This window comes from Aquaspirillum sp. LM1 (genome assembly GCF_002002905.1).
Classification (GTDB): domain Bacteria; phylum Pseudomonadota; class Gammaproteobacteria; order Burkholderiales; family Aquaspirillaceae; genus Rivihabitans.
In genome coordinates this window covers 698,076-718,281 of the sequence record NZ_CP019509.1, presented here as the reverse complement: position 1 = coordinate 718,281, position 20,206 = coordinate 698,076, and the positions used below count along the sequence as shown (strand labels likewise).

16 protein-coding genes are annotated in these 20,206 nt (G+C 60.2%); 3 read left to right on the top strand and 13 right to left on the bottom strand.

The window, feature by feature from the left end; translation table 11 throughout:
- Nucleotides 1–181: 181 nt before the first annotated feature.
- From BXU06_RS03185 to BXU06_RS03165, 6 genes are all read right to left on the bottom strand, one after another.
- Nucleotides 182–1,339, bottom strand: coding sequence for an HBL/NHE enterotoxin family protein (locus BXU06_RS03185; protein WP_077296759.1), 1,158 nt, complete (start codon nt 1,337–1,339; stop codon nt 182–184).
- A 77-nt stretch (nt 1,340–1,416) separates the two neighbouring features.
- On the bottom strand, nt 1,417–2,589 hold the full coding sequence (locus BXU06_RS03180; protein WP_077296757.1) for a hypothetical protein: 1,173 nt from the start codon (nt 2,587–2,589) through the stop codon (nt 1,417–1,419).
- Nucleotides 2,590–2,646: 57 nt separating this feature from the next.
- Complete coding sequence (locus BXU06_RS03175; RefSeq protein WP_077296755.1) at nt 2,647–3,561, bottom strand: hypothetical protein; 915 nt, start codon at nt 3,559–3,561, stop codon at nt 2,647–2,649.
- Nucleotides 3,558–3,761 carry a hypothetical protein gene (locus tag BXU06_RS17215; protein WP_150125083.1) on the bottom strand — a complete coding sequence of 68 codons (204 nt, stop codon included), beginning with the start codon at nt 3,759–3,761 and terminating at the stop codon, nt 3,558–3,560. Before BXU06_RS17215 ends, BXU06_RS03175 begins: the two co-directional genes overlap by 4 nt.
- A gap of 113 nt (nt 3,762–3,874) precedes the next feature.
- Entirely contained in the window at nt 3,875–5,869 is a 1,995-nt protein-coding gene (locus BXU06_RS03170; protein WP_077296751.1) for a methyl-accepting chemotaxis protein, read from the bottom strand.
- Nucleotides 5,870–6,140: 271 nt separating this feature from the next.
- Complete coding sequence (locus tag BXU06_RS03165) at nt 6,141–7,295, bottom strand: phosphatidylserine decarboxylase (RefSeq protein WP_216352532.1); 1,155 nt, start codon at nt 7,293–7,295, stop codon at nt 6,141–6,143.
- Nucleotides 7,296–7,950: 655 nt separating this feature from the next.
- Here BXU06_RS03165 and BXU06_RS03160 point away from each other — a divergent pair.
- The 3 genes from BXU06_RS03160 (at nt 7,951) to zapE (ending at nt 11,570) form a co-directional block, all read left to right on the top strand.
- Nucleotides 7,951–9,135, top strand: coding sequence for a diguanylate cyclase (locus BXU06_RS03160; protein ID WP_077296747.1), 1,185 nt, complete (start codon nt 7,951–7,953; stop codon nt 9,133–9,135).
- Between the two features lie 106 nt (nt 9,136–9,241).
- A complete protein-coding gene (locus tag BXU06_RS03155; RefSeq protein ID WP_077296745.1) occupies nt 9,242–10,219 on the top strand; it encodes a succinylglutamate desuccinylase/aspartoacylase family protein in 978 nt (325 codons plus the stop codon).
- A 190-nt stretch (nt 10,220–10,409) separates the two neighbouring features.
- Nucleotides 10,410–11,570 carry a cell division protein ZapE gene (gene zapE / locus BXU06_RS03150; protein WP_077302618.1) on the top strand — a complete coding sequence of 387 codons (1,161 nt, stop codon included), beginning with the start codon at nt 10,410–10,412 and terminating at the stop codon, nt 11,568–11,570.
- Between the two features lie 366 nt (nt 11,571–11,936).
- Here zapE and mmsB read toward each other — a convergent pair whose 3' ends face one another.
- The 7 genes from mmsB to BXU06_RS03115 form a co-directional block, all read right to left on the bottom strand.
- A complete protein-coding gene (gene mmsB / locus BXU06_RS03145; protein ID WP_077296743.1) occupies nt 11,937–12,833 on the bottom strand; it encodes a 3-hydroxyisobutyrate dehydrogenase in 897 nt (298 codons plus the stop codon).
- A 73-nt stretch (nt 12,834–12,906) separates the two neighbouring features.
- The gene (locus BXU06_RS03140; RefSeq protein ID WP_077302616.1) at nt 12,907–14,043 is read right to left on the bottom strand and encodes an enoyl-CoA hydratase/isomerase family protein; all 1,137 of its coding nucleotides are present in this window, start codon (nt 14,041–14,043) and stop codon (nt 12,907–12,909) included.
- 17 nt (nt 14,044–14,060) lie between these two features.
- Entirely contained in the window at nt 14,061–14,843 is a 783-nt protein-coding gene (locus BXU06_RS03135) for an enoyl-CoA hydratase (protein WP_077296741.1), read from the bottom strand.
- Entirely contained in the window at nt 14,840–16,000 is a 1,161-nt protein-coding gene (locus BXU06_RS03130) for an acyl-CoA dehydrogenase family protein (protein ID WP_077296739.1), read from the bottom strand. Before BXU06_RS03130 ends, BXU06_RS03135 begins: the two co-directional genes overlap by 4 nt.
- 46 nt (nt 16,001–16,046) lie before the next feature.
- Nucleotides 16,047–16,502: a PaaI family thioesterase gene (locus BXU06_RS03125; RefSeq protein WP_077296737.1), complete on the bottom strand. Its 456-nt coding sequence runs from the start codon at nt 16,500–16,502 to the stop codon at nt 16,047–16,049.
- Between the two features lie 77 nt (nt 16,503–16,579).
- Nucleotides 16,580–18,082 (bottom strand): CoA-acylating methylmalonate-semialdehyde dehydrogenase, encoded by a 1,503-nt coding sequence (locus BXU06_RS03120; RefSeq protein WP_077296735.1) that lies wholly within the window; start codon nt 18,080–18,082, stop codon nt 16,580–16,582.
- A gap of 100 nt (nt 18,083–18,182) precedes the next feature.
- Nucleotides 18,183–19,418 carry a phenylacetate--CoA ligase family protein gene (locus BXU06_RS03115; protein WP_077296733.1) on the bottom strand — a complete coding sequence of 412 codons (1,236 nt, stop codon included), beginning with the start codon at nt 19,416–19,418 and terminating at the stop codon, nt 18,183–18,185.
- Nucleotides 19,419–20,206: the final 788 nt, after the last annotated feature.

Below are 20,206 nucleotides of genomic sequence, written 5' to 3'. Positions count from 1 at the left end.
TCCGCCTGGGCTGGGCGGGATTCAACCGGATTGCGCGGGCCAGACCCTCCCATCCAGCGGAGACACCCGCCCCCATGTGCCGCATTGCCTGGTAATGCCGCCTGGCAGCGAATCCGCTGGCAGGCAACGAAAGTCCAGGTGGTGGGCAATGGCTCACACAGGAGGGGGGGTGTAGGCGACTCTAACTTGCCTCCAACTTGGTAAACTGTGTGTTATCCCCAAAGATGGTGGGCTGCAATGCCAGAATCTTGTTGAATACCCGTGCGGCCCGGTCCAGCGGTTGCAGGATATTCCACGGAGGGAAGGCCGGGTTTTTGTCGTCTTCGGTCGCGGGTGAGAAGTTGGTTATATCAATCTGTGCCACCAAATCATTCGGATGCTGCTGGAGTAGCAAGGTGATGTGATCGTCTAGTTGCGCCCAATAGTCGATGATGTCACCTACAATATTGAGTGGCAGGCCATGTGTTGCGCCCAGCGAGGCGAGCATTGTACCAATATTCAACAATACCACTAAAATAACTTCATCTTCGTTAATCTGTTTTCTTAATTCCCGAATTGCCAGTAAATCGTTGAGTGTCTTATCATTGAGCTCAATGATTTTGACCAAGCCCTTGATAGATGCCACCCCCATTTGAACGCCAGCCGACACAGCTTCGCCCGGATTTTCTTCGGCCACGGCCCCCGCTAGCGCGACGCCCTGCTCGATCTCAGTTCCTGCGGTATCCAGAAAGCTGCTGAGCACCTCAGCGTTATTTTCAGCGATATTGTTTTGCAGGCTCTCAATCTTTGCCTTTAACCCGCTGATTGCGCCAGAAACTGTGCCAAGCTCGCTGAGAACGTTCTGGTAATCCTTTTCAAAAGCAGACAGTGCATCAGCCAATTGGGATTGATACTCTGCCACAGAGGTTTTTGCCCCCTTGCTCTCGGCAAGCAAGATTTCCAGCGTGCCTTTTAATCGCCTCAGCTTGTCGGCAATGTGGCTATTATCATTGGCATAAGCGGCCTCGATTAAGATTTTATACTCGACATCCATGTGTCTGGCGAAGCGCTGGAACCCCAAAAACACACCGGTTACCTGGTCTTTAATTGGATTTGCCTCAAGCAGAGGGGTGCCGGACTCCCACTGCGTAGCCAGATTTTTGGCATTATCAAAGTGTTTGTCGATGGCCACCATGATCAGGTCGATCTGCGGCTGACTCAGTGTGGAATTTGCAGGTGGAGCCGTCGGCCTGGCCATGCCGAGGAGCTGGTTGGCCGTCTGTGTGTTTTGGCCATAGGCTGTGGCTTGAACCACATGTGCAATCAATGCATCGGGTACATCGAAGATATTGCTGGGCATGTCTGTCTCTGTGTATGAATTCAAAGGTTAGCCGAGGCCTTGAAGACCCCGGCTGGAGCGTTTTGATGTGGCTGCGCTCAGGCGGACTTCGCCTCCACCACCTTGGCCATCTGGCTCTGGCTAACGATGGCGGTCGGCACCGGTGTGAGCAGCGTGTTGCACAGTTTTTGCAACGTGTCATAGTCGGATTTCACGTATTCGGCATCACTTTCCAGATCATCAGCATCAACACCCTTAGTCAAATCATTGATAAAGGTATCAATGTCATCAATGGCGGCCTGGAAGTCATCTTTCATTGAGAGCAATTCCTTCGAGATTTCCTCTGCCGCAGAGACCCCCGAACTGAGTTGGCTGACTGCATTTTTGATGGAGTAGAGCGGGTGCAAAATAGCCTGCTCGTCCTGGGTCACAGCCAGGTTTTGTAGATCAGTGTTTTTTTGCGCAATGTCTTGCGCTTTTTTGCCCACCATTTCCACCTCGCCATAGGCAGTTAAACCGGCAGCAACCCAGCCAATCGGGTTCCAGAAGTTGGTAATGGCAATCAGCCCCCCTACCACACCTACCGAAACTTCGCCAAACGTCAGCCAGTTGATCTCTGTCTGCAGCGAACTGATTTCATTATTCAATGAGGAAACTTGGTCAGCCAGCTGTTTGGCCGCCGCCGGTTCGGTCAGGGTATTCAGGTTCAGCACCTTGCCATCAGCGGGCGGGATAGCCGTTTGCAAGGCCTGAAGATCGGTATTTAAACTGGCTTCCCATAACTGCAGGGAGCGCACTGCCTTATCAGTATCGACATGTGCCGTGCCAACTTGTGCCTCCAGACGCTCAGCATTTTGCACCATGCGGCGAAGCTGCGAGACCAAGTTGTCGCGATCCAGTGTGCCGCCTTTCTTGTAGGCGATAATCGCGGTTAACATATTGCCTATGGTGATTTCACTATGCCGGGTGTAAGTGTTGGCAGCAGTGATCACATCTGTGATGGCATTGATTTGCGTGACCAAACCACTGGCGGTGGCTTGTGCCGCCCGGAAATCATTGCCCATCTGGGTGAGCGCCTGGTTGGCGGCATTGGTGACGGTGGCAGAGACATTGTCATTGGCCGGCAGGCTAGGCGGGCTACCCACTGACGTGATGTAATTGACAAAAGCCTGCATGATCTGCTGATAAGCCCCCAGGTTGCCTACATTGGCTTTCAGCGCGCCAGTGCCCAGTTTTTGATTGACTGCTGAAGTATTGCTGGTGGTTGCCATCGCGATTTCCTTTGTGTCAGTGAGTGAAGTTTGGCCGTACGTGATGATTCAAGCACATCAGCTGATTTTGCTGAGTGTGTTGGAAATAGTTTGCCAGTCAGATTGGACATACTCCATGTCTGACTGGATATCGGCGGGGGAAGTGTCTGCCAGCACTGAGGCCAGGTCGTCATGCAGGGTGCCAAGATTGTCGGCTTGGCTGCGCCAGGACACTTCTAGTGAGGAGGAGATGGCGGCAATATCGCCCATCTTGCGAACCAACTGATTAACACCATCAATTGCGTTCAAGTTGATGGCGTAAACGTATTCGATCCGCCGAATTTTCCGTTCATCTGCGGCCAAATCGTCGCTAAGATGACCAAAAGCCATTTCGAAGGCATGCCCAATCTGCTCGCAGCAATTGCCGCTGGTCATGTCGTGCATCTGTTGCTTCAGGGATTCTGCCTGTCGCTGAAGATCCTGATTTTCCCGATCTAGTTCCATGCAGGCGCTATTCAATGCGGCGGCAGCCCTGTTTGCCGTGCCCTGGTAATTGGTCAGCATCTGGCTGGCATTGGCAGCAGCAGCTTTGGTAGCGGTTGCCCGTACCAATAGGATGGTGATGACGCTCTTGAGCACACCAGGAACCGGCACGGCCTTGATCATCGGGAAGGCATTTGCCATCTCGGCAATATACGCCCTCATCTGCTCTGCCACATCATAGAGATCGGCCTCGAGCATTTGCCCCATGACCAGGAGTGGATTGACACTCTGAGCCAGGAGAGGGGCCAGTATTTGCTGTGAGTCTGGAGGCGCTGTTTGGATGGTTTGCACTGCCGACATCAACATATCTCTGGCACGGGTGAGTGAGATGATGTTGTCTGCCAACCGGGTTGTTTGAATTCCGAGTCCTGCGATGGGGCTTAAGGAGGCGCGAATCGTATTATTGGCCATTTGCTTACCGATCTCCACTGGGATGAAAAATAACGTCATTTTTTGCCGGGCAGAAGCAGGTTCAACAAGTCAGTGCCACAGCTATCCAGCCCAATCCATTCAATCAGATGGCAGCCACATGGTCTGAGGCGGGTCCATGCCTTGCTGTTCTGCTTGGGAAACGCTGAAAAAATCGTCATTCCCGCGAAGGCGGGAATCCAGCGTGTTGATTTTTGCTGGGTTTTGCTTTTGGCAAACACGATTTTTCTGAATCAACCAGCGTGACCCTTGAAATGGCTGCCCGACAGTCTATTTTTTGATACGTATCATGGAAGCAACGGCCCTGGGAGCAGGGCCGTGCAAAAGAAAACGCTTACACCCGGAACACCCCCACCTTTTCACCCAGTGCGCTGACCTTCTGGCACATATTGCGCACGGCTGCTTCTGCTTCGGTCATCGTTTGGTCGTTTTCCTGGGCGGCGGTGCTGATGGTTTCCACATGCATGGCCACTTCACCGCACGCCTGTGCCTGCTGGGCGCTGGCCTGGGCAATCGAGGTGGTTTGCGCGGCCATGCTTTGTACCCGCTGATGGATATGGCTGATCAGCTTCACCGTGTCATCCGACTGGGTGGCCCCTTCGTCAATGCGATGGGCGGCGTCTTCCACCACATCAACCACCTGGCCGGTTTCTTTCTGGATGGTTTGCAGCAGGCGGGAAATTTCCAGCGTGGCCTGGGTGGTGCGCTCGGCCAGCTTGCGTACTTCGTCGGCTACCACGGCAAAGCCGCGCCCCTGTTCGCCGGCTCGGGCGGCCTCAATGGCGGCATTGAGCGCCAGCAGATTGGTCTGCTCGGCAATGTCCTGGATGGTCTGGGCAATCCGGTCAATTTTGCTGGCGTTCACGTCCAGCTGCGACACCCGGCTTTTCACCTCGCCGATGGTGCTGTTGACCGCGCGGATTTCACTGGCCATGCGCTGAATACTGGCGGTGGCGTTGTTGATGAATTTTTCGGTTTCTTCCGCTTCCATCCCAGCCTGATGTGCCGAACTGGCCACATGGCTGATGCCGGTGGCAATTTCCTCCATGGCGCTGGCGGTGGATTGCGAAGCCTGGCTTTGCTGGTGTGAGCGCCCGGCCACGGTTTGCGTCAGTTGCGCCAGTTCCTGGCCGGTTTGATCCACGACTTCGCTTTGCTGGCGAATATCGCGCACCACCGGGTGCAAACGCCCCATGAAATCGTTGAATGCCTGAGCAATCTGGCCAATCTCATCCTTGCGGCTGATGGGCAGGCGCACGGTCAGATCGCCTTGCAGTTCGCTGACGGTATGCGAGAGTTTTTCCAGCGGACGAATCATTTTGCGGATGCTAAAGGCCAGCACCAGCACCATCACGCCAATGCCCACCAGGGCAGAAATGGCCATTTTCCACACCAGCTGGTTGGCGTCGGCCAGCACCACCGCCATCGGGAAGCTCACCATCAGCGACCACGGCGCAGCGCCATGCCCCAGCGTCAGCGGGGCAAACACATACATCTGCCCAGCGGCTTCAAACTGGTAAGGCTTGCCCTGGGCAATGGCCTCCAGTGCAGCGGGCGACAGGGTGTCGGCTTTTTTACCCAACAGGCTGGAGTTGGGGTGGCTGGCGTAAAACCCGCCATTGGAAATCAGCGCGGCGTAGCCAGCCTGGAAAGGACGCACCTCGGCCAGCGATTTTTGCAGCCCTTCCAGCGGATAGTCCAGCGCCACGACGCCGGCAAACTTGCCGGCCACCAGCACCGGCGTGGACACAGTCGCCACCAGCACTTCACGTCCGGCCACCTTGTAGGGATAGGGGTCGGTAAAGATGGCTTTCAGGGTTTTTTGTGGTGTCAGATACCAGTCGTTGGCACCGGGTTTGTCGTAATCCACCAGCGGTTCAACGGCTATTTGTCCGGAGGCGCGGTTCCAGTAAGGCAGATAGCGTCCGGTTTTGTCGTGGCCGGGGGCCCGATTGACAAATTCGCTGTCGCGTCCGTCCAGCGCATTGGGCTCCCACAGGCTGCCGTAAGCCAGCACATTGGGGTTTTGCTTGAGCATTTCACGCATGGCCAGGTCGATTTGCTCGCGGCTGGGGGCCTGACCGCCTTCCTTCATGCCCTGCAATACCCAAGCCAGGGTGTGGGCACTGCTGAAGGCTTGCTTAAGCTCGCCTTCCAGCCGGGCGGCTTCGCGTTCGGCCAGTAATCTGGCATTGTTTTGGGCGGCATTGAGGGCGGCGTCGTGGCTATCCAGGGTACCTACCAGCATGGACAGGGCAAAAATGCACGAGGCGATGATGACAGCCAGAAAGGTGATGCGATAACGAATGGAATGAGCAAAGAGGGGCATGGTTAAGATCGTTGTAGAACATTAGGATAATTTTCCTTGACAAGTTTTACGTGTGGCGTTCTGCCTGATTTATTTTTTTCTTGCCAAGCCGATAGATGTCAGATCGAGAGTCTGGCACAAGCGCCAGCATGAAGCCAGCGCTTGTTTCGCCATTGACATAAAAATACAACACCCAGTATCGGTTACGCCTATCAGAATTGACTACAACACCGGAAATAACCATCGGTATGCATGTGCCTGATGGCATCCCGATGGCAAAACCACAACACCTCTACACCGGAAAAGACTGGCCAATCCAGTTGCCCTGCTTGTAATGCACGCCAGGCTGCATGATCAGGCTGACATTGGCGCTGGCTTCAAACAGCATCACCACATCCGACCCGCCAAACTGGAAGTAAGAAAACTCTTCGCCCTTGCGCAACTTCACCCCCACATCGGCAGTCATCACCACCGATGACACCTGACACATGCCCACCGGCAGTACCGCCACCAGACCAATGCTGGACTCCAGCACCAACAGCCCGCGCGCCTGAGAAAACTGATAACCGGTGCCATCCTGGGCGTGCAGTACCGGTTCACGCGTCAGCTGGTGGGCGTCATCGTCGTCGCTGGTGGGTTTGGCAATCACATCCAGGTAAACCTGGCCGTGAATCACCCGGGACTCCAGCACCCGCCCGGACACCGGGGTATGCAGCCGATGATAGTCGGTGGTGTTCAGAAAGCTGTGCATGAAAATGCCGCTGCGAAAGCGATCACGAAATGGGCTGTCGGCCAGCAGTTCGTCCAGCGACCAGCGCAGGCTTTTCACCGTGATATGCGAATCGGCGCTGATGGCCCAGGCCCCCACAAAGGTGGAATCCGCTGGCGACACCAGCACCTGGTCGTCCAGCGGCGCAGCCACGGGCCGGTAGCCGGGTTTGACATGACGGGCAAAGAACTGGTTGAAACTTTTCCAGCCGCCCGGATCGGCAATGTATTCGCCCATATTGTAGGCTGGCGACTGGTAAAAGCTTTGCAAGGACTGCGCGGTCAGCGACGCCGGCGTATCCAGGAAACTGCCCCAAGCACGGGCAAAATCCACCATCCAGGCCGACAGCGGCGTCAGCGGCGGAGCGGGCACGCACGGCGCTTGCGGGCTTTGCAACTCGCGCAGGCTGGGCTGGTCGAGCACAAAGTAAAACTCACAGATGCGGTTGTAGATTTCCCGACCCTGGCTGTTTTCGCAGGGAGTCCATTCCAGCAGCCCAACCAGCCAGCTGAAATAATCGTTCAGCGAGCACAGATCAGGAAAGCCGGCTATTTGGTAGCGCCGCACTGCAGCAAATGCCTGCTCAAAGCGGGCTTCCCATTGGTGCTGGTGAATCAGGCGGCACAGATCGTCAATTACCGGGTGGGCAAAGTGTTGTTCTGCATCAATCATTAACATGTGCTCAGGCCTTTCTGTGGCACAGTCGGCAGCTGAACCCTGGAACGCGCCCACCCGCATACAGGGGGTAGCGCCTTACCGGGCAGGCACCGATGGAGGTTAAAAATATAATGTTCATCAATGGCTTATGCTACTTGCTGTTTTGTGGCGAATACCTGCTTTATAACCAGAATTGACATCTAACTTTAAGCCTAATAACAAAACCAAAACGAAGGTAGCGCAGCTATATTTATGATGTCATGACTGCTTATTACAGGCAACTTATTCATTCTAGGTATAATTACTTAAGTAAATATACGATTCTTGTTGGCACCGCTTTTACTGGTGGTTAAACATGCCTGAGCGCGCGAGCCATTTGATTTGCCATTGAATGCTTTATGAATTACAAATAACCATTGTCATGGTGACGCACACGATTCGGCCAGGAAATCCCCGCCCAGTCTGCCTTCGTCAACCCATTGATCAGCCCCGTGGCACACACTCTGACCAGACCCGCCATCCGTTGCCATGCGCCCTTTGTTCAGGCTTGGCGTCCAGGCAAACCCATGGCCTATGGATCAAGTCAAACCCGGCACAGGATTCACTTGCCGTTTTGCCCGGATTCCCTTACGTTGCAGGGCGCACTCGGACCCCACCTTCAGGATGTGAAACAGACATGAATCAGTTGGCAGAAATCATTTGGCAGCGCCTGACCGGACTGATGCCCGGTGAGCTGAAAAAGACCGAGTTGCCCTGGCTGGCCACGCCCTTCCAGCAGCTATCGCTGCTGACCAGCCGGCGCGCCACCATGATTGTCAACCGGGTGCGCCTGTTCGCCTTTCTGTTTGCCGTGCTCACGCCCATGTGGATCCTGGTGGACTTTCTGGTGTTCAAGCCGCCCCTGTGGTGGCAGCTGGCGCTGATGCGGCTGGGGGCCAGCGCGGCGTTTACCTGTCTGGTGCTGTTTTACCGGCCACGCGGCAATCTGCTCGACGCCTACCGGGCCATGGCGCTGCTGTTTGCCATCCCCACGCTGTTTTACATCGCGTCTTACTCGGTGCTGGGCAGCCACGAACTCACCGGGCTGTCGGCAGCGGTCAGTTCCGGCTATGCGTTTCTGCCGTTTGTGCTGCTGGCCGGCTTGTCGATTTTTCCGCTGACGCTGATTGAAAACCTAATACTGGCCAGCCCGATCCTGATTGCCCAGCTGGTGGCGGCTGCGCTGCGCTGGCCGCACCTGGATCTGCCGGCGTTTCTCGGCACGTTCTGGTTACTGGTGCTGATTACCGGCGTGTCGGCGCTGGCTGGGATGAGCCAGCTGGCATTCATGATTGCCCTAGTGCGCCAGGCCACCCGTGACCCGCTCACCGGCATGTTCTCCCGCAACAGCGGCGAAGAAATGCTTGAGCTGCAACTGATTCTGGCCAACCGCAGCGGCGCGCCGCTGGCGGTGGCGTTTATCGATCTGGACCATTTCAAGAGCATCAACGACCAGTACGGCCACGAAGCCGGCGACAAGGTGCTGATCATCATGACCCGGCATATTCAGGCCTGCCTGCGCCGTGGCGACATGCTCACCCGCTGGGGCGGTGAAGAATTTCTGCTGATCATGCCCAATACCGACCTGGAACAAGCCATCCAGGCGCTGGAGCGCTTGCGCGAACACGGGCTGGGCCTGCGCCCGGACGGTGCACCGGTGACTGCCAGCATTGGCGTGGCCGAACGCATGGGCGATGCCACCGAAGACTGGCGCGCGCTGGTGGAACTGGCCGACCATCGCATGTATTACGCCAAGCAGAATGGCCGCAATCAGGTATGTGCCAGCCTGCCGGCAGGGCACGACCCGCTGGCGCATGGCTGACTGGACGTGTGCCGGCAGGCCATGCAGGCTTGCCCTGCCGTTTGCATCGTCACCCCCAGTCGCGGCACAATCCGCCTCTGTTTACCCTGTTCAAACTGAGTGCGCCATGACGGTTCCCTTGCATTTCCATTCTGTTCACTATGCTGCCGTGCAGCCCGGCCCGCGCCTGATTGTGCTGGGCGCGGTGCATGGCAACGAAACCTGCGGCCAGCGCGGCATTTTGCGGGTGATTGAAGATCTGAACCAGCAACGCCTGACCCTGCAGCGCGGCAGCGTCACCCTGGTGCCCGTCACCAATCCGCTGGCGTACAACAAGGTGCAGCGCGCCGGCGACCGCAACCTGAACCGCAACCTGGCCCCCACCGACACACCACAGGAATTCGAAGACCATATCGCCAACTGGCTGTGCCCGCAGCTGGCGGCGCACGACGTGCTGCTGGACCTGCACTCCTTTCAGGCACCGGGCGTGCCGTTTGCCTTTCTGGGCCCGCGCAATAACGATGGCCCGCTGGAGCCATTTGCCTTTGCCGAACAGGAACAGGCGCTGGCGGTACGGCTGGGGGTGAACCGCTTTGTGGAAGGCTGGCTGTCCACCTATGCGCTGGGCGTCGAGCGGCGGGTCCAGGTGTTTGGCCAGCACAACGACCGCGCCACCCAGTTGAACACCGACACCCGCTACGGCGTGGGCACCACCGAATACATGCGCGCGCACGGCGGCTGGGCGCTGACGCTGGAATGCGGCCAGCACGCCGACCCACACGCGCCGGACGTGGCGTATGCGGCCATTTGCAATACCCTGGCGCATCTGGGCCTGAGCGACGCGCCCGCGCCTGAGGCACTGCCGGCCAGCGCCTGCGAGATGCTGGCGCTATACGAAGTGATCGACAAGATGCATGCTGACGATCACTTCGTCCGCCCCTTCGCCAGTTTCGACGCGGTACGCCAGGGCGACCCCATCGGCGTACGTCACGATGGCGCGCCGGTGCTGGCCAGCGCCGACGGCTGCATTGTGTTCCCCAATCCCAATGCCCAGGTGGGCCAGGAATGGTTTTATCTGGCCCGCCCGAGTACGCGGCTGGGCTGAGCGCGGCATTGCCGCCAGCGCGGGCGTGCGTTCCTGTGAGTAGGAATTGAGTAGGAATGCCGCCGCCCGGCGGCAGGGGTTTCCAGTGCAGATTCACCCTATTGCCCGGTTTAAACCCAGCGCCCACGCCGGCAAGCCCGCCGGCTTATGGTAAAGTCTGCCTTTCGCCGTTTTTCGGGTGTTTTTCACCATGTCCCAGCACGCCTTTTCCCCCGACAAGCACACCACGCTTTCGCCCCAGCAATGGTACGATGCCGCCGCACAAAAGCCCGGTTTCATCCGTGACGCCGCCCAGGCCAGCGCCATTGGCCATCTGGAAACGCTGTACCACGAACTGCTGGTGTTCAAGAAAAAACGTGGGGCCTTTCTGGGCAAAAGCCTGCGCAAGCCCACCATTCCCAAAGGCGTGTACTTCTGGGGTGGCGTGGGGCGTGGCAAAAGCTTCTTGATGGATGCGTTTTATGCCTGCGTGCCTTACCGGCGCAAACGGCGCATCCACTTTCATCACTTCATGATGGAAGTCCACAACGAGCTGAAAACCCTGACCAATGAAACCGACCCCCTGATTACCGTGGCCGACCGCATTGCCCACAAGGTGCGTCTGCTGTGCTTTGACGAGTTTCATGTCTCGGACATTGCCGATGCGATGATTCTGGGCCGGCTGATGAAAGAATTGTTTGAGCGCGGGGTGATCTGCGTGCTCACCTCCAATTATCCGCCAGACGAGCTGTACCCGAATGGCCTGCAGCGGCTGAATTTCTTGCCGGCGATTGCCCTGCTCAAACAATGGCTGACCGTGCTGAATGTGGACGGCGGCAATGACTACCGCCTGCGCGAACTGACCCGCGAGCCGCTGTATCTGTGCCCGCTCAAGGGCAGCCGCGACAAGCTGGACGTGCTGTACGAGCGCTTGTCATCAGGCACCGGCAAGGAGCTCAAACATGAGCTGGTGGTGTTTGAGCGCAAAATCCGCGCCGTGCGCCATTCGCCGGGGGTGATCTGGTTTGATTTCATGGAAATCTGCGGCGGCCCGCGCGCGCAAACGGATTACCTGGAAATTGCCCGCGAATACCAGACCGTGTTTGTGTCCAACATCCCCAAACTGGCCGCGCACCATTCCAGCGAAGCGCGCCGGTTTACCTGGTTGGTGGATGTGTTCTACGACCATCGGGTAAAGCTGATTTTGTCGGCAGAGGTGGAAGCCGAGCAGATTTACACCGACGGGATTCAGTCCAGCGAGTTTTTCCGCACCGCCAGCCGGCTGACGGAAATGCAGTCCACCGCCTATCTGGCACTGCCGCATTTGTCCGATGTGTTTGAACATGCGCCGGCAGAGCAGATTGTCGAGTAGGTATTTTGTGAATCTGGCTTAACTCACTTCGAGCATGCCCTGAACGCTTCCTATCACATCAGGCGGGTTTGCCAGCATCCCACAAAGGAGCTTATCGTCGGGTGAACATAGGGTGGTATGCAGTGAAAAGGCCATGTTGCCTGGAGTGAGCAACTGGCTATCTGAACTGATCCCCTGCCAATCCCCCCACACTGGCTATACCGGCCTGGATATCCCCGACTGGCCGGAAACGCACAAAAAAAACCGGCAGTCCCCCCCTCTGGTCGACTGCCGGGTCACATTCCAACGGATGACGCACGCATCAGTGTGCGTCGTGCCTTCTGCCACGCAAGGCCGTCAGCCGTGGAAGTTCAACGGATCAAACGGTTAATGACGCGCCTTGGCGCTGAGCATTTGCACAATGCTGGAAAAATCCAGCCCACCCTGGCCATTCTGGCTGTGCAGCTGGTACAGATTGCGGGCGACCGCGCCCAGCGGGGTGGCGGCGCGGGCTTGTAGCGCGGCTTCTTCGGCCAGGCCCAGGTCTTTCAGCATCAGGTCGCTGCCAAAGCCGCCGCTATAGCCGCGGCTGGCCGGGGCGGTATCCATCACCCCTGGCCACGGGTTGTACAGCTCCAGCGCCCAGTTGCGGCCTGAGCTCTTGCTCATGATGTCGGACAGCACTTTGGGATCCAGCCCGTTGGCCACGCCCAGCGCCAGCGCTTCGGCGGTGCCGGCCATCAAGATGCCCAGCAGCATGTTGTTGCAGATCTTGGCGGTTTGCCCGGCCCCGGCGGTGCCGGCGTGGAAGATATTCTTGCCCATGGCTTCCAGCAGCGGGCGGGCGGCGTCCAGGTCGGCAGCATCGCCGCCGACGATAAAGGTCAGCGTGCCGGCGGCGGCCCCTGCGGTGCCACCGGACACCGGCGCGTCGATCATGCGCAGGCCCTTGGCCTGCGCTGCCTGCGCCACTTCGATGGCGACATGGCTGGCGATGGTGCTGCTGTCAATCAGCAGTGTGCCGGGGCGGGCGTGGGCCAGCACGCCATTGTCGCCCAGATACAGCGCCCTGACATGCTGGCTGGCTGGCAGCATGGAGATCACCACTTCAGCGGCGGCCACCGCGTCGGCGGCGCTGGCGGCGGCGTGTGCGCCGGCAGCTACCAGGGTTTGCACCGCGCTGGCCGACAGGTCAAAAACCTGCAGGCTATGCCCGGCGCGCACCAGATTGAGCGCCATCGGTCCGCCCATATTGCCCAGCCCGATAAATGCGATTGTTGCCATGATGTTGTCTCCTTGTGGGGTGCCGCCGCGCCTTCGCCGTCTGCTGCGGCGTGGGGTCTGGCGCGGCGAAAAGTTACAGGTCGGCCAGCGGGTGAACGGTGTCGCCGGGGATGACAAAATGGCTGTCGATCCACTCGCGGCTGACCTCGGCCAGGGTGGTCGGCGTCCAGCGCGGGGCGTTGTCCTTGTCCACCAGCAGGGCGCGCACGCCTTCGCGGAAGTCCGGGTGGGCGCAGCACTGCACCGACAGCGTCCATTCCATGCGGAACACGTCGGCCAGGCCGAGCAGGCGGCTGCGCTGCCAGATTTCCCAGCTGAGCGCCGCCGAGGTGGGCGAGCCCACTGCCAGCGATTTGGCCGCACGCTGCATCCAGGCGTCGTCGCTGGCGTGGCGGGTGATCTGTTCGCACACTTCGGCCAGGCTGTCGCCGTCGGTGACATGCTGGATAGTGTCAAAGTGGGCGCGCACCTGCGAGGCCGGCAGGTGGCTGTCGGCCTGGCGGGCAAAGCCGCGCAGCAGCTTGGACAGCTGGGCGTGGTTATGGGTGGGGTCAGCTTGCCAGTCCACATTGGCCAGCCCGGCAAAAATCGCCAGTTTGTCGCTGCTGCGCACAAACCAGTCGGCCAGATTCACCACCTGGGCGTCGTGGGCGTTCAGCGGTGCGCCGGTCAGCGCCAGAAACAGTCCCAGCCGGCCCGGCATGCGCGGCAGGAACCAGCTGCCGCCCACGTCCGGATACAGGCCGATGGTGATTTCCGGCATGGCGATGCGCGAGGTTTCCGTCACCACGCGATGGCTGGCACCGGCCATCAGCCCCAGGCCGCCACCCATGACGATGCCGCTGCCCCACAGCAGGATGGGTTTGACGTAGGTGTGGATGCGGTAATCCAGGCGGTATTCTTCGGCAAAGTATTCCGAGGCAAACGGAATCGCTGCCGGGCCTTCATGGGCCAGAATGGCTTCGCGCAGCTTGCGCACGTCGCCGCCGGCGCAAAAGGCTTTTTCGCCCGCGCCTTGCAGCACCACGCAGGCCAGCTGCGGATCGTCGGCCCACTGGCGCAGGCGCGCGTCGAGCAGGTGGATCATGTCCAGCGACAGGGCGTTGAGCGATTTTTCGGCGTTGAGGGTGGCAAAGCCAATTTTCATGCCGCCCGGCGTGGTTTGCTCGGCAAAAATCACGCAGGCGGTGTCGAGGTGTTCAGCAGTCATGGTCATTCCGGGGTCAGTCAGGCGTTTTTCCAGTTTGGTGCGCGTTTTTCCAGAAAGGCATTGACGCCTTCACGCTGGTCCTGAGTATTGAACAGATCGACAAACAGCTCGCGCTCGGTCGGCAGCACGTGCTTCATCGGGTTGCTGCGCGCGGCCTGAATCAGGGTCTTGCAGGCGGTGACGCTGGTCGGGCTTTGCTTGGCCACCTTGGCCGCCAGCGCCAGCGCAGTATTGCGCGCCTCGCCAGTGGCGACCACCTGCTCGACCAGACCAATGCGCTCGGCGGTGGCGGCATCCACCCGCTCGCCGCACAGGATCATGCGCTTGGCCCAGCCTTCGCCCACCAGCCAGGGCAGGTTTTGCGTGCCGCCGGCGCACGGCAGCAGGCCGACGGTGGCTTCGGGCAGCGCCATCTGTGCCTGGGTTTCGGCAATGCGCAAATCGCAGGCCAGCGCCACCTCCAGGCCACCGCCCATGGCGTAGCCGTTGATGGCGGCAATCGACACGCCACGGAAGTCGGTCAGCGTTTCAAATGCCTGGCCAAACAGCCGCGCCATTTTGCGCGCCATGGCCGGATTGCCGTCGGCAAACAGGTTGAGATCGGCACCGGCAGAAAAAAACTTGCTGCCTTCGCCAGTGAGCACCAGCGCGTAGATGTCGCGGTTGGCGTTCAGGTCGTGTACCAGCTCGATCAGGCCGTGCAGGCTGTCGCTGTTCCAGGTGTTGGCTGGCGGGTTGCTGAGGGTGACCAGCGCGGTGTGTTGCTGAATGTCCAGCAACAGGTGGGGGTAATGTTTCATCGTAACTCCTCGGTGGCGCCGGGGCGCAGGATGGCGCGGGCAATAATCACCCGCATGATTTCGTTGGTGCCTTCCAGAATCTGGTGAACCCGATTGTCGCGCACATGACGCTCCAATGGATATTCGCGAATATACCCATAACCGCCATGCAGCTGCAGCGCATCGTTGGCCACCTTGAAGCCCACATCGGTGGCAAAGCGTTTGGCCATGGCGCAGTAGGTGCTGGCGTCCGGGCTGCCCTGGTCCAGCTTCCAGGCGGCCAGGCGCACCATTTGCCGGGCGGCCACCAGCTCGGTGAGCATGTCCGCCAGCTTGAATTGCAGCGCCTGAAAATCGGCCAGCGGGCGGCCAAACTGCTGGCGCTCGTGCAGATAACACTGGGCGCGGTCCAGCGCGGCCTGGGCGGCACCAATCGAGCAGGTGGCAATATTGATTCGCCCACCGTCCAGCCCCTTCATGGCCATGGTGAAACCCTGGCCTTCCACGCCCAGCAGGTGATCGGCAGGCACTTCGACATTATCAAAAGTGATGGCGCGGGTGGGCTGGCTGTTCCAGCCCATTTTCTGTTCTTTTTTGCCGTAGTGAATACCCGGCAGATCCGCCGGCACGGCAAAGGCGGAAATCCCCTTGGGGCCGGCCTCACCAGTGCGCGCCATCACCAGCAGCAGGTCGGTTTCACCGGCACCAGAGATAAACATCTTGCTGCCGTTGAGCACATAGCGGTCGCTGCGCCGTTCGGCGCGGGTGCGCAGATTGGCCGCATCCGAGCCGGCATTGGGTTCGGTCAGGCAGTAGCTGCCGAGTTTTTCGCCGCTGACCAGAAACGGTGCCCAGCGTTCGGCCACTTCTGGCTGTGCCCAGGTGGCAAACATCCACGACACCATATTGTGGATGGTGATGTAGGCGGTGGTGGAGGTGCAGCCAGCGGCCAGTTCTTCAAACACGATGGCTGCGTCCAGCCGCGACAGCCCCAGGCCGCCGTAGGTTTCCGGGGTGTACAGCCCGCAAAAGCCCAGTTCGCCAGCACGGGCGATGGTGTCGCGGGGAAAGATCGACTGTTCGTCCCAGTGTGCGGCGTATGGGGTCAGTTCGTGACGGGCAAAGGCGCGGGCGGCGTCCTGAAACGCCCGTTGATCGTCATTTAATGCAAAATCCATTGGAGTTCCTCTTCAGGGCGGCGGGCAGCATGCGGTGTGGCCACGCTCAGCCGGCCTCGGCAATGTCCGGGCGGTCGTTGACCCGCATCAGGGTTTGCAAGCCCACCGCGCAGCTTTTGCGCTGGCCATTGCGCTCGGCCCAGACTTCCAGCTCACACACGGTGAGCGTGCGGCCCGGTTTTTTCACCCGCCCTTCGGCGTACAGGCAGTCGCCGTCCGCCGGGGCAATCAGGTTAAGCTTGAATTCCACCGTCAGCACCGACTCCCCAGGCCCAAACAGGGTGAAACCGGCGTAGCCGCCGGCTGAATCGGCGATGGTGGCGGTGGCACCGCCATGAAAAAACCCGTGCTGCTGGGTCAGTTCCGGCTTGAACGGCAGGGCAATCAGCACCCGGCCAGCCTCAACTTCGCGCATTTCTGCGCCCAGCAGCTGCATGATGGCCTGGCGGGCAAAGCTGGCGCGGGTGCGTTCGGCAAAATCTGGATCGGCAACCTTGAGCATCGACCATTCTCCGGGGGCAGGGGGGCAGTGGCGCGCTGCCTGGCACATGTCAGGCAGCGCGCCGTGGCTGGCCGGGGTTATTTCAGGCTGATGGTGGTGTTGACCTTGCCCATCGACGCCAGGTCGTCAAACCAGCGCTGGGTGACGGTTTTGGTCTGGGTGTAGAACATCACCACCTGCTTGCCGTACGGGCCCAGATCGCCCAGCTTGGAACCGCGCGAGCCGGTAAAGCTGAACAGCGGCACCGGCACCGGAATTGGTACGTTAATGCCCACCTGACCGACGTCGATGTCTTCCTGGAACTTGCGCGCCACCGCGCCATTCTGGGTGAAGATCGCCGTGCCGTTGCCGTTGGGATTGCTGTTGATCAAGTCGATGGCCTCGTCCAGGCTGTCAGCCTCGGTCAGCACCAGCACCGGGCCAAAAATCTCCTGGTCGTACACCGCCATGCCGGGCTTGACCCCGGACAGAATGGTCGGGCCAAAGAAATTGCCGTTGGGGTAGCCATCCACCTGCACGCCGCGCCCGTCCAGCTCCAGCACCGCGCCCTGCTCCAGGCCTTGCGCCACCAGATTCAGCGCGCGCTGGCGGGCGGCGCAGGAAATCATCGGCCCCACATCGGGATTATCCTTGCCCGCCCCCACGCGCAGCCCCTGCGCCTTGGCCACCAGCTCGGGAATCCATTCGCGCGCTGCGCCCACCAGCACCGCCACCGTGGTGGCCATGCAACGCTGGCCAGCCGCACCAAACGCCGCACCGACCAGTTGATTGAGTGCCTGTTCACGGTTGGCGTCCGGCATCATCACCGCATGGTTTTTCGCCCCCATCATGCACTGCACGCGCTTGCCGTTCAGGCTGGCGCGGTTGTACACATGGGTGCCGACGCGGGTGGAGCCGACAAAAGAAATCGCCTTGATATCCGGGTGGTCGCACAGCGCATTCACCGCGTCTTCGCCGCCGTGAATCACATTCAGCACGCCCGGCGGCACGCCGGCCTGCAGCGCCAGCTTCACCAGCTTCATGGTAACCAGCGGGTCTTGCTCGGACGGCTTGAGCACAAAGGTGTTGCCGGTGGCGATGGCCATCGGGAACATCCACAGCGGAATCATCGCCGGGAAGTTGAACGGGGTAATGCCGGCGCACACGCCCAGCGGCTGCAGCAGGGTGTAGGTATCCACGCCGCTGGCGACATTTTCGGCAAACTCGCCCATTTGCAGCGTGCCGATATTGGCGGCATGCTCAACCACCTCCAGGCCACGGAACACATCACCTTCGGCGTCGGCCAGGGTCTTGCCCTGCTCGGCGGTCAGCGTGGCGGCCAGGTCGGCCATGTTTTCGCGGATCAGCTGCTGCAACTTGAGAAAAATGCGCGCCCGCGCGCCAATCGGCGTCTTGCGCCAGGTTTTGAACGCGGCCTTGGCGCTGGCAATGGCCGCGTCGATTTCTGCCGGGGTGGCAAACGGCACACGCGCCAGCACTTCCTGGGTGGCCGGGTTGACCACATCACGCCATTGGCTGGTGGTGGATTCTACAAATTCGCCTTGAATCAGCAGCGGAACAGTCGGCAGGGTGGCAGTCATCGGGTGTCTCCTGGGTAGTAGTGGGTCGGGGCTTGGCCCCGCCAGCAGCATGGTTGGGTGGGCAGGCCGGACATGGCGGCCTGCCTCGGATTCGTCTGAGTCAGTTCAGCGGACGCTGGTCATCAATCACCTTGCCATCGTTGGCCAGGCTGCCCGGCGCGCACAGGCTGATGTCGCCTTTAAGCTTGGTCAGTTCGCGCAGGGTGTGCGCCACCGCGCTGGCCAGCGTGGTGTCTGGCTGGGCGGTTTCCGCCTGCAAACACATCTGGTCGAGGTCGTCCACCCGCGCCACCACCAGCCGCAGCCGGCCCAGTTCGGGGTGGCGCTGGCCCACGGCGTGGATTTGCGCCGGATGGACAAACATGCCCTTGATCTTGGCGGTCTGGTCAGCGCGGCCCAGCCAGCCCTTGATGCGGCGATTGCTGCGCCCGCAGCTGCCGGCGCTGTCCAGAAATGCCGACAAGTCGCCAGTGGCAAAGCGCACCAGCGGGTAGGCGCGGTTGTGCAGCAGGGTGACGACGACTTCACCGACATCGCCCTCGGCTACCAGCTCGCCAGTGCCGGGCTTGACCAGTTCAAGCAGGATGCCTTCGTCCAGAATCAGCCCCTCGCCAGGCACGCTTTCGTAGGCAATCAGCCCCAGATCCGCCGTGGCGTAGCACTGGCGCACCTGAATGCCGCGTACCTCAAACTGCTGGCGCAGGCTGTTGGGCAGCGCTTCACCGGTGACCAGCGCCTTGTTCAGCCGGGGCAGGGCAATACCCAGTTCGTCGGCCTTGTCCAGAATGATCTTCAAAAATGACGGCGTGCCGGTATAGCCGGTGGCACCAATGTCGCGCAACGCCATCACCTGTTGCTCGGTCTGCCCCACCCCGGCAGGAAACACCGCACACCCCAGCGCACGCGCGCCGGAATCCAGGATGAAGCCGCCAGGGGTAAAGTGATAAGAAAAGGTGTTGTGCACAATATCGCCGCTGCGAAACCCGGCGGCGTACAACGCCCGGCTCGTTCGCCAAAAATCCTCGCCCGGCCCCTGGGGTTCGTAAATCGGGCCGGGCGAGGCAAACAGGCGGCTGGCCGCACCGGCAGCCATGGCGGCGTAACCGCCAAACGGCGGGCAGGCCTGTTGCTGTTCGATCAAGGCCGACTTGCGCGTCACCGGCAACGCCGCCAGCGCCTGCGCATCAGTCACCGCCGCCAGATCCACCCCGGCCAGCGCCTGGGCATAAGCCGCGCTATGCTCGCGGGCATGGGCCAGTTGCACCGGCAAACGGGCGTATTGCTCGGCCAGACGCTGCGCGTGTGGCCGGGTTTCCAGAGCGTCCAGATGGGGCATCGGGATATCCTCGATTTGGGATGTTACTTATTCAACACACTGGCCGTGATAACCGGCCAAACCTCATTCTTGCGGTGGCACGTGGCGGTGAATCACTCAACAAACCACGGTCAACGCACTTTCACCGTCACCACGCCGTGGTGCCTTGCCTGGGTCCCCACCTGAGCGGGGACGACGCGGAGGCGGGGTAAAACACAGAGGTGGCACACAACGATGGCAACACCCACACTCTGTCGCGCCCTACCTGGTCATTTCCACCACGCATCACCCGTTTCGCCCCACCTCGTCATTCCCGCGCAGGCGGGAATCCAGAAACTCACCACGGCGTGGTGCGGGCCAATACGCGACAAACGGCGGTTAAAGCAGCGTCACCGTCAGCACGCCGTGGCGATTTGCCTGGGTCCCCGCCTACGCGGGGACGACGCGGAGGCGGGGTAAAACATTGAGGTGGCACACAACGATGGCAACACCCACACTCTGTCGCGCCCAACCCGGTCATTTCCACCACGCATCACCCGTTGCGCCCCACCCCGTCATTCCCGCGCAGGCGGGAATCCAGAGGCTCACCACGGCGTGGTGCGGGCCAATACGCGACAAACAGCGGTTAAAGCAGCTTCACCGTCACCACGCCGTGGTGCCCTGCCTGGGTCCCCGCCTGCGCGGGGACGACGCGGAGGCGGGGTAAAACATTGAGGTGGCACACAACGATGGCACCATCCGCAATCTGTCGCGCCCAACCCGGTCATTTCCACCACACATCACCCGCCGCGCCCCACCCCGTCATTCCC

What these genes read in the sequence shown, in the direction of transcription:
- BXU06_RS03185 (WP_077296759.1), bottom strand. Translation starts at nt 1,339, where the DNA reads ATGCCCAGCAATATCTTCGATGTACCCGATGCATTGATTGCACATGTG.
- BXU06_RS03180 (WP_077296757.1), bottom strand. Translation starts at nt 2,589, where the DNA reads ATGGCAACCACCAGCAATACTTCAGCAGTCAATCAAAAACTGGGCACT.
- BXU06_RS03175 (WP_077296755.1), bottom strand. Translation starts at nt 3,561, where the DNA reads ATGACGTTATTTTTCATCCCAGTGGAGATCGGTAAGCAAATGGCCAAT.
- BXU06_RS03170 (WP_077296751.1), bottom strand. Translation starts at nt 5,869, where the DNA reads ATGCCCCTCTTTGCTCATTCCATTCGTTATCGCATCACCTTTCTGGCT.
- BXU06_RS03165 (WP_216352532.1), bottom strand. Translation starts at nt 7,295, where the DNA reads ATGTTAATGATTGATGCAGAACAACACTTTGCCCACCCGGTAATTGAC.
- BXU06_RS03160 (WP_077296747.1), top strand. Translation starts at nt 7,951, where the DNA reads ATGAATCAGTTGGCAGAAATCATTTGGCAGCGCCTGACCGGACTGATG.
- BXU06_RS03155 (WP_077296745.1), top strand. Translation starts at nt 9,242, where the DNA reads ATGACGGTTCCCTTGCATTTCCATTCTGTTCACTATGCTGCCGTGCAG.
- zapE (WP_077302618.1), top strand. Translation starts at nt 10,410, where the DNA reads ATGTCCCAGCACGCCTTTTCCCCCGACAAGCACACCACGCTTTCGCCC.
- mmsB (WP_077296743.1), bottom strand. Translation starts at nt 12,833, where the DNA reads ATGGCAACAATCGCATTTATCGGGCTGGGCAATATGGGCGGACCGATG.
- BXU06_RS03140 (WP_077302616.1), bottom strand. Translation starts at nt 14,043, where the DNA reads ATGACTGCTGAACACCTCGACACCGCCTGCGTGATTTTTGCCGAGCAA.
- BXU06_RS03135 (WP_077296741.1), bottom strand. Translation starts at nt 14,843, where the DNA reads ATGAAACATTACCCCCACCTGTTGCTGGACATTCAGCAACACACCGCG.
- BXU06_RS03130 (WP_077296739.1), bottom strand. Translation starts at nt 16,000, where the DNA reads ATGGATTTTGCATTAAATGACGATCAACGGGCGTTTCAGGACGCCGCC.
- BXU06_RS03125 (WP_077296737.1), bottom strand. Translation starts at nt 16,502, where the DNA reads ATGCTCAAGGTTGCCGATCCAGATTTTGCCGAACGCACCCGCGCCAGC.
- BXU06_RS03120 (WP_077296735.1), bottom strand. Translation starts at nt 18,082, where the DNA reads ATGACTGCCACCCTGCCGACTGTTCCGCTGCTGATTCAAGGCGAATTT.
- BXU06_RS03115 (WP_077296733.1), bottom strand. Translation starts at nt 19,418, where the DNA reads ATGCCCCATCTGGACGCTCTGGAAACCCGGCCACACGCGCAGCGTCTG.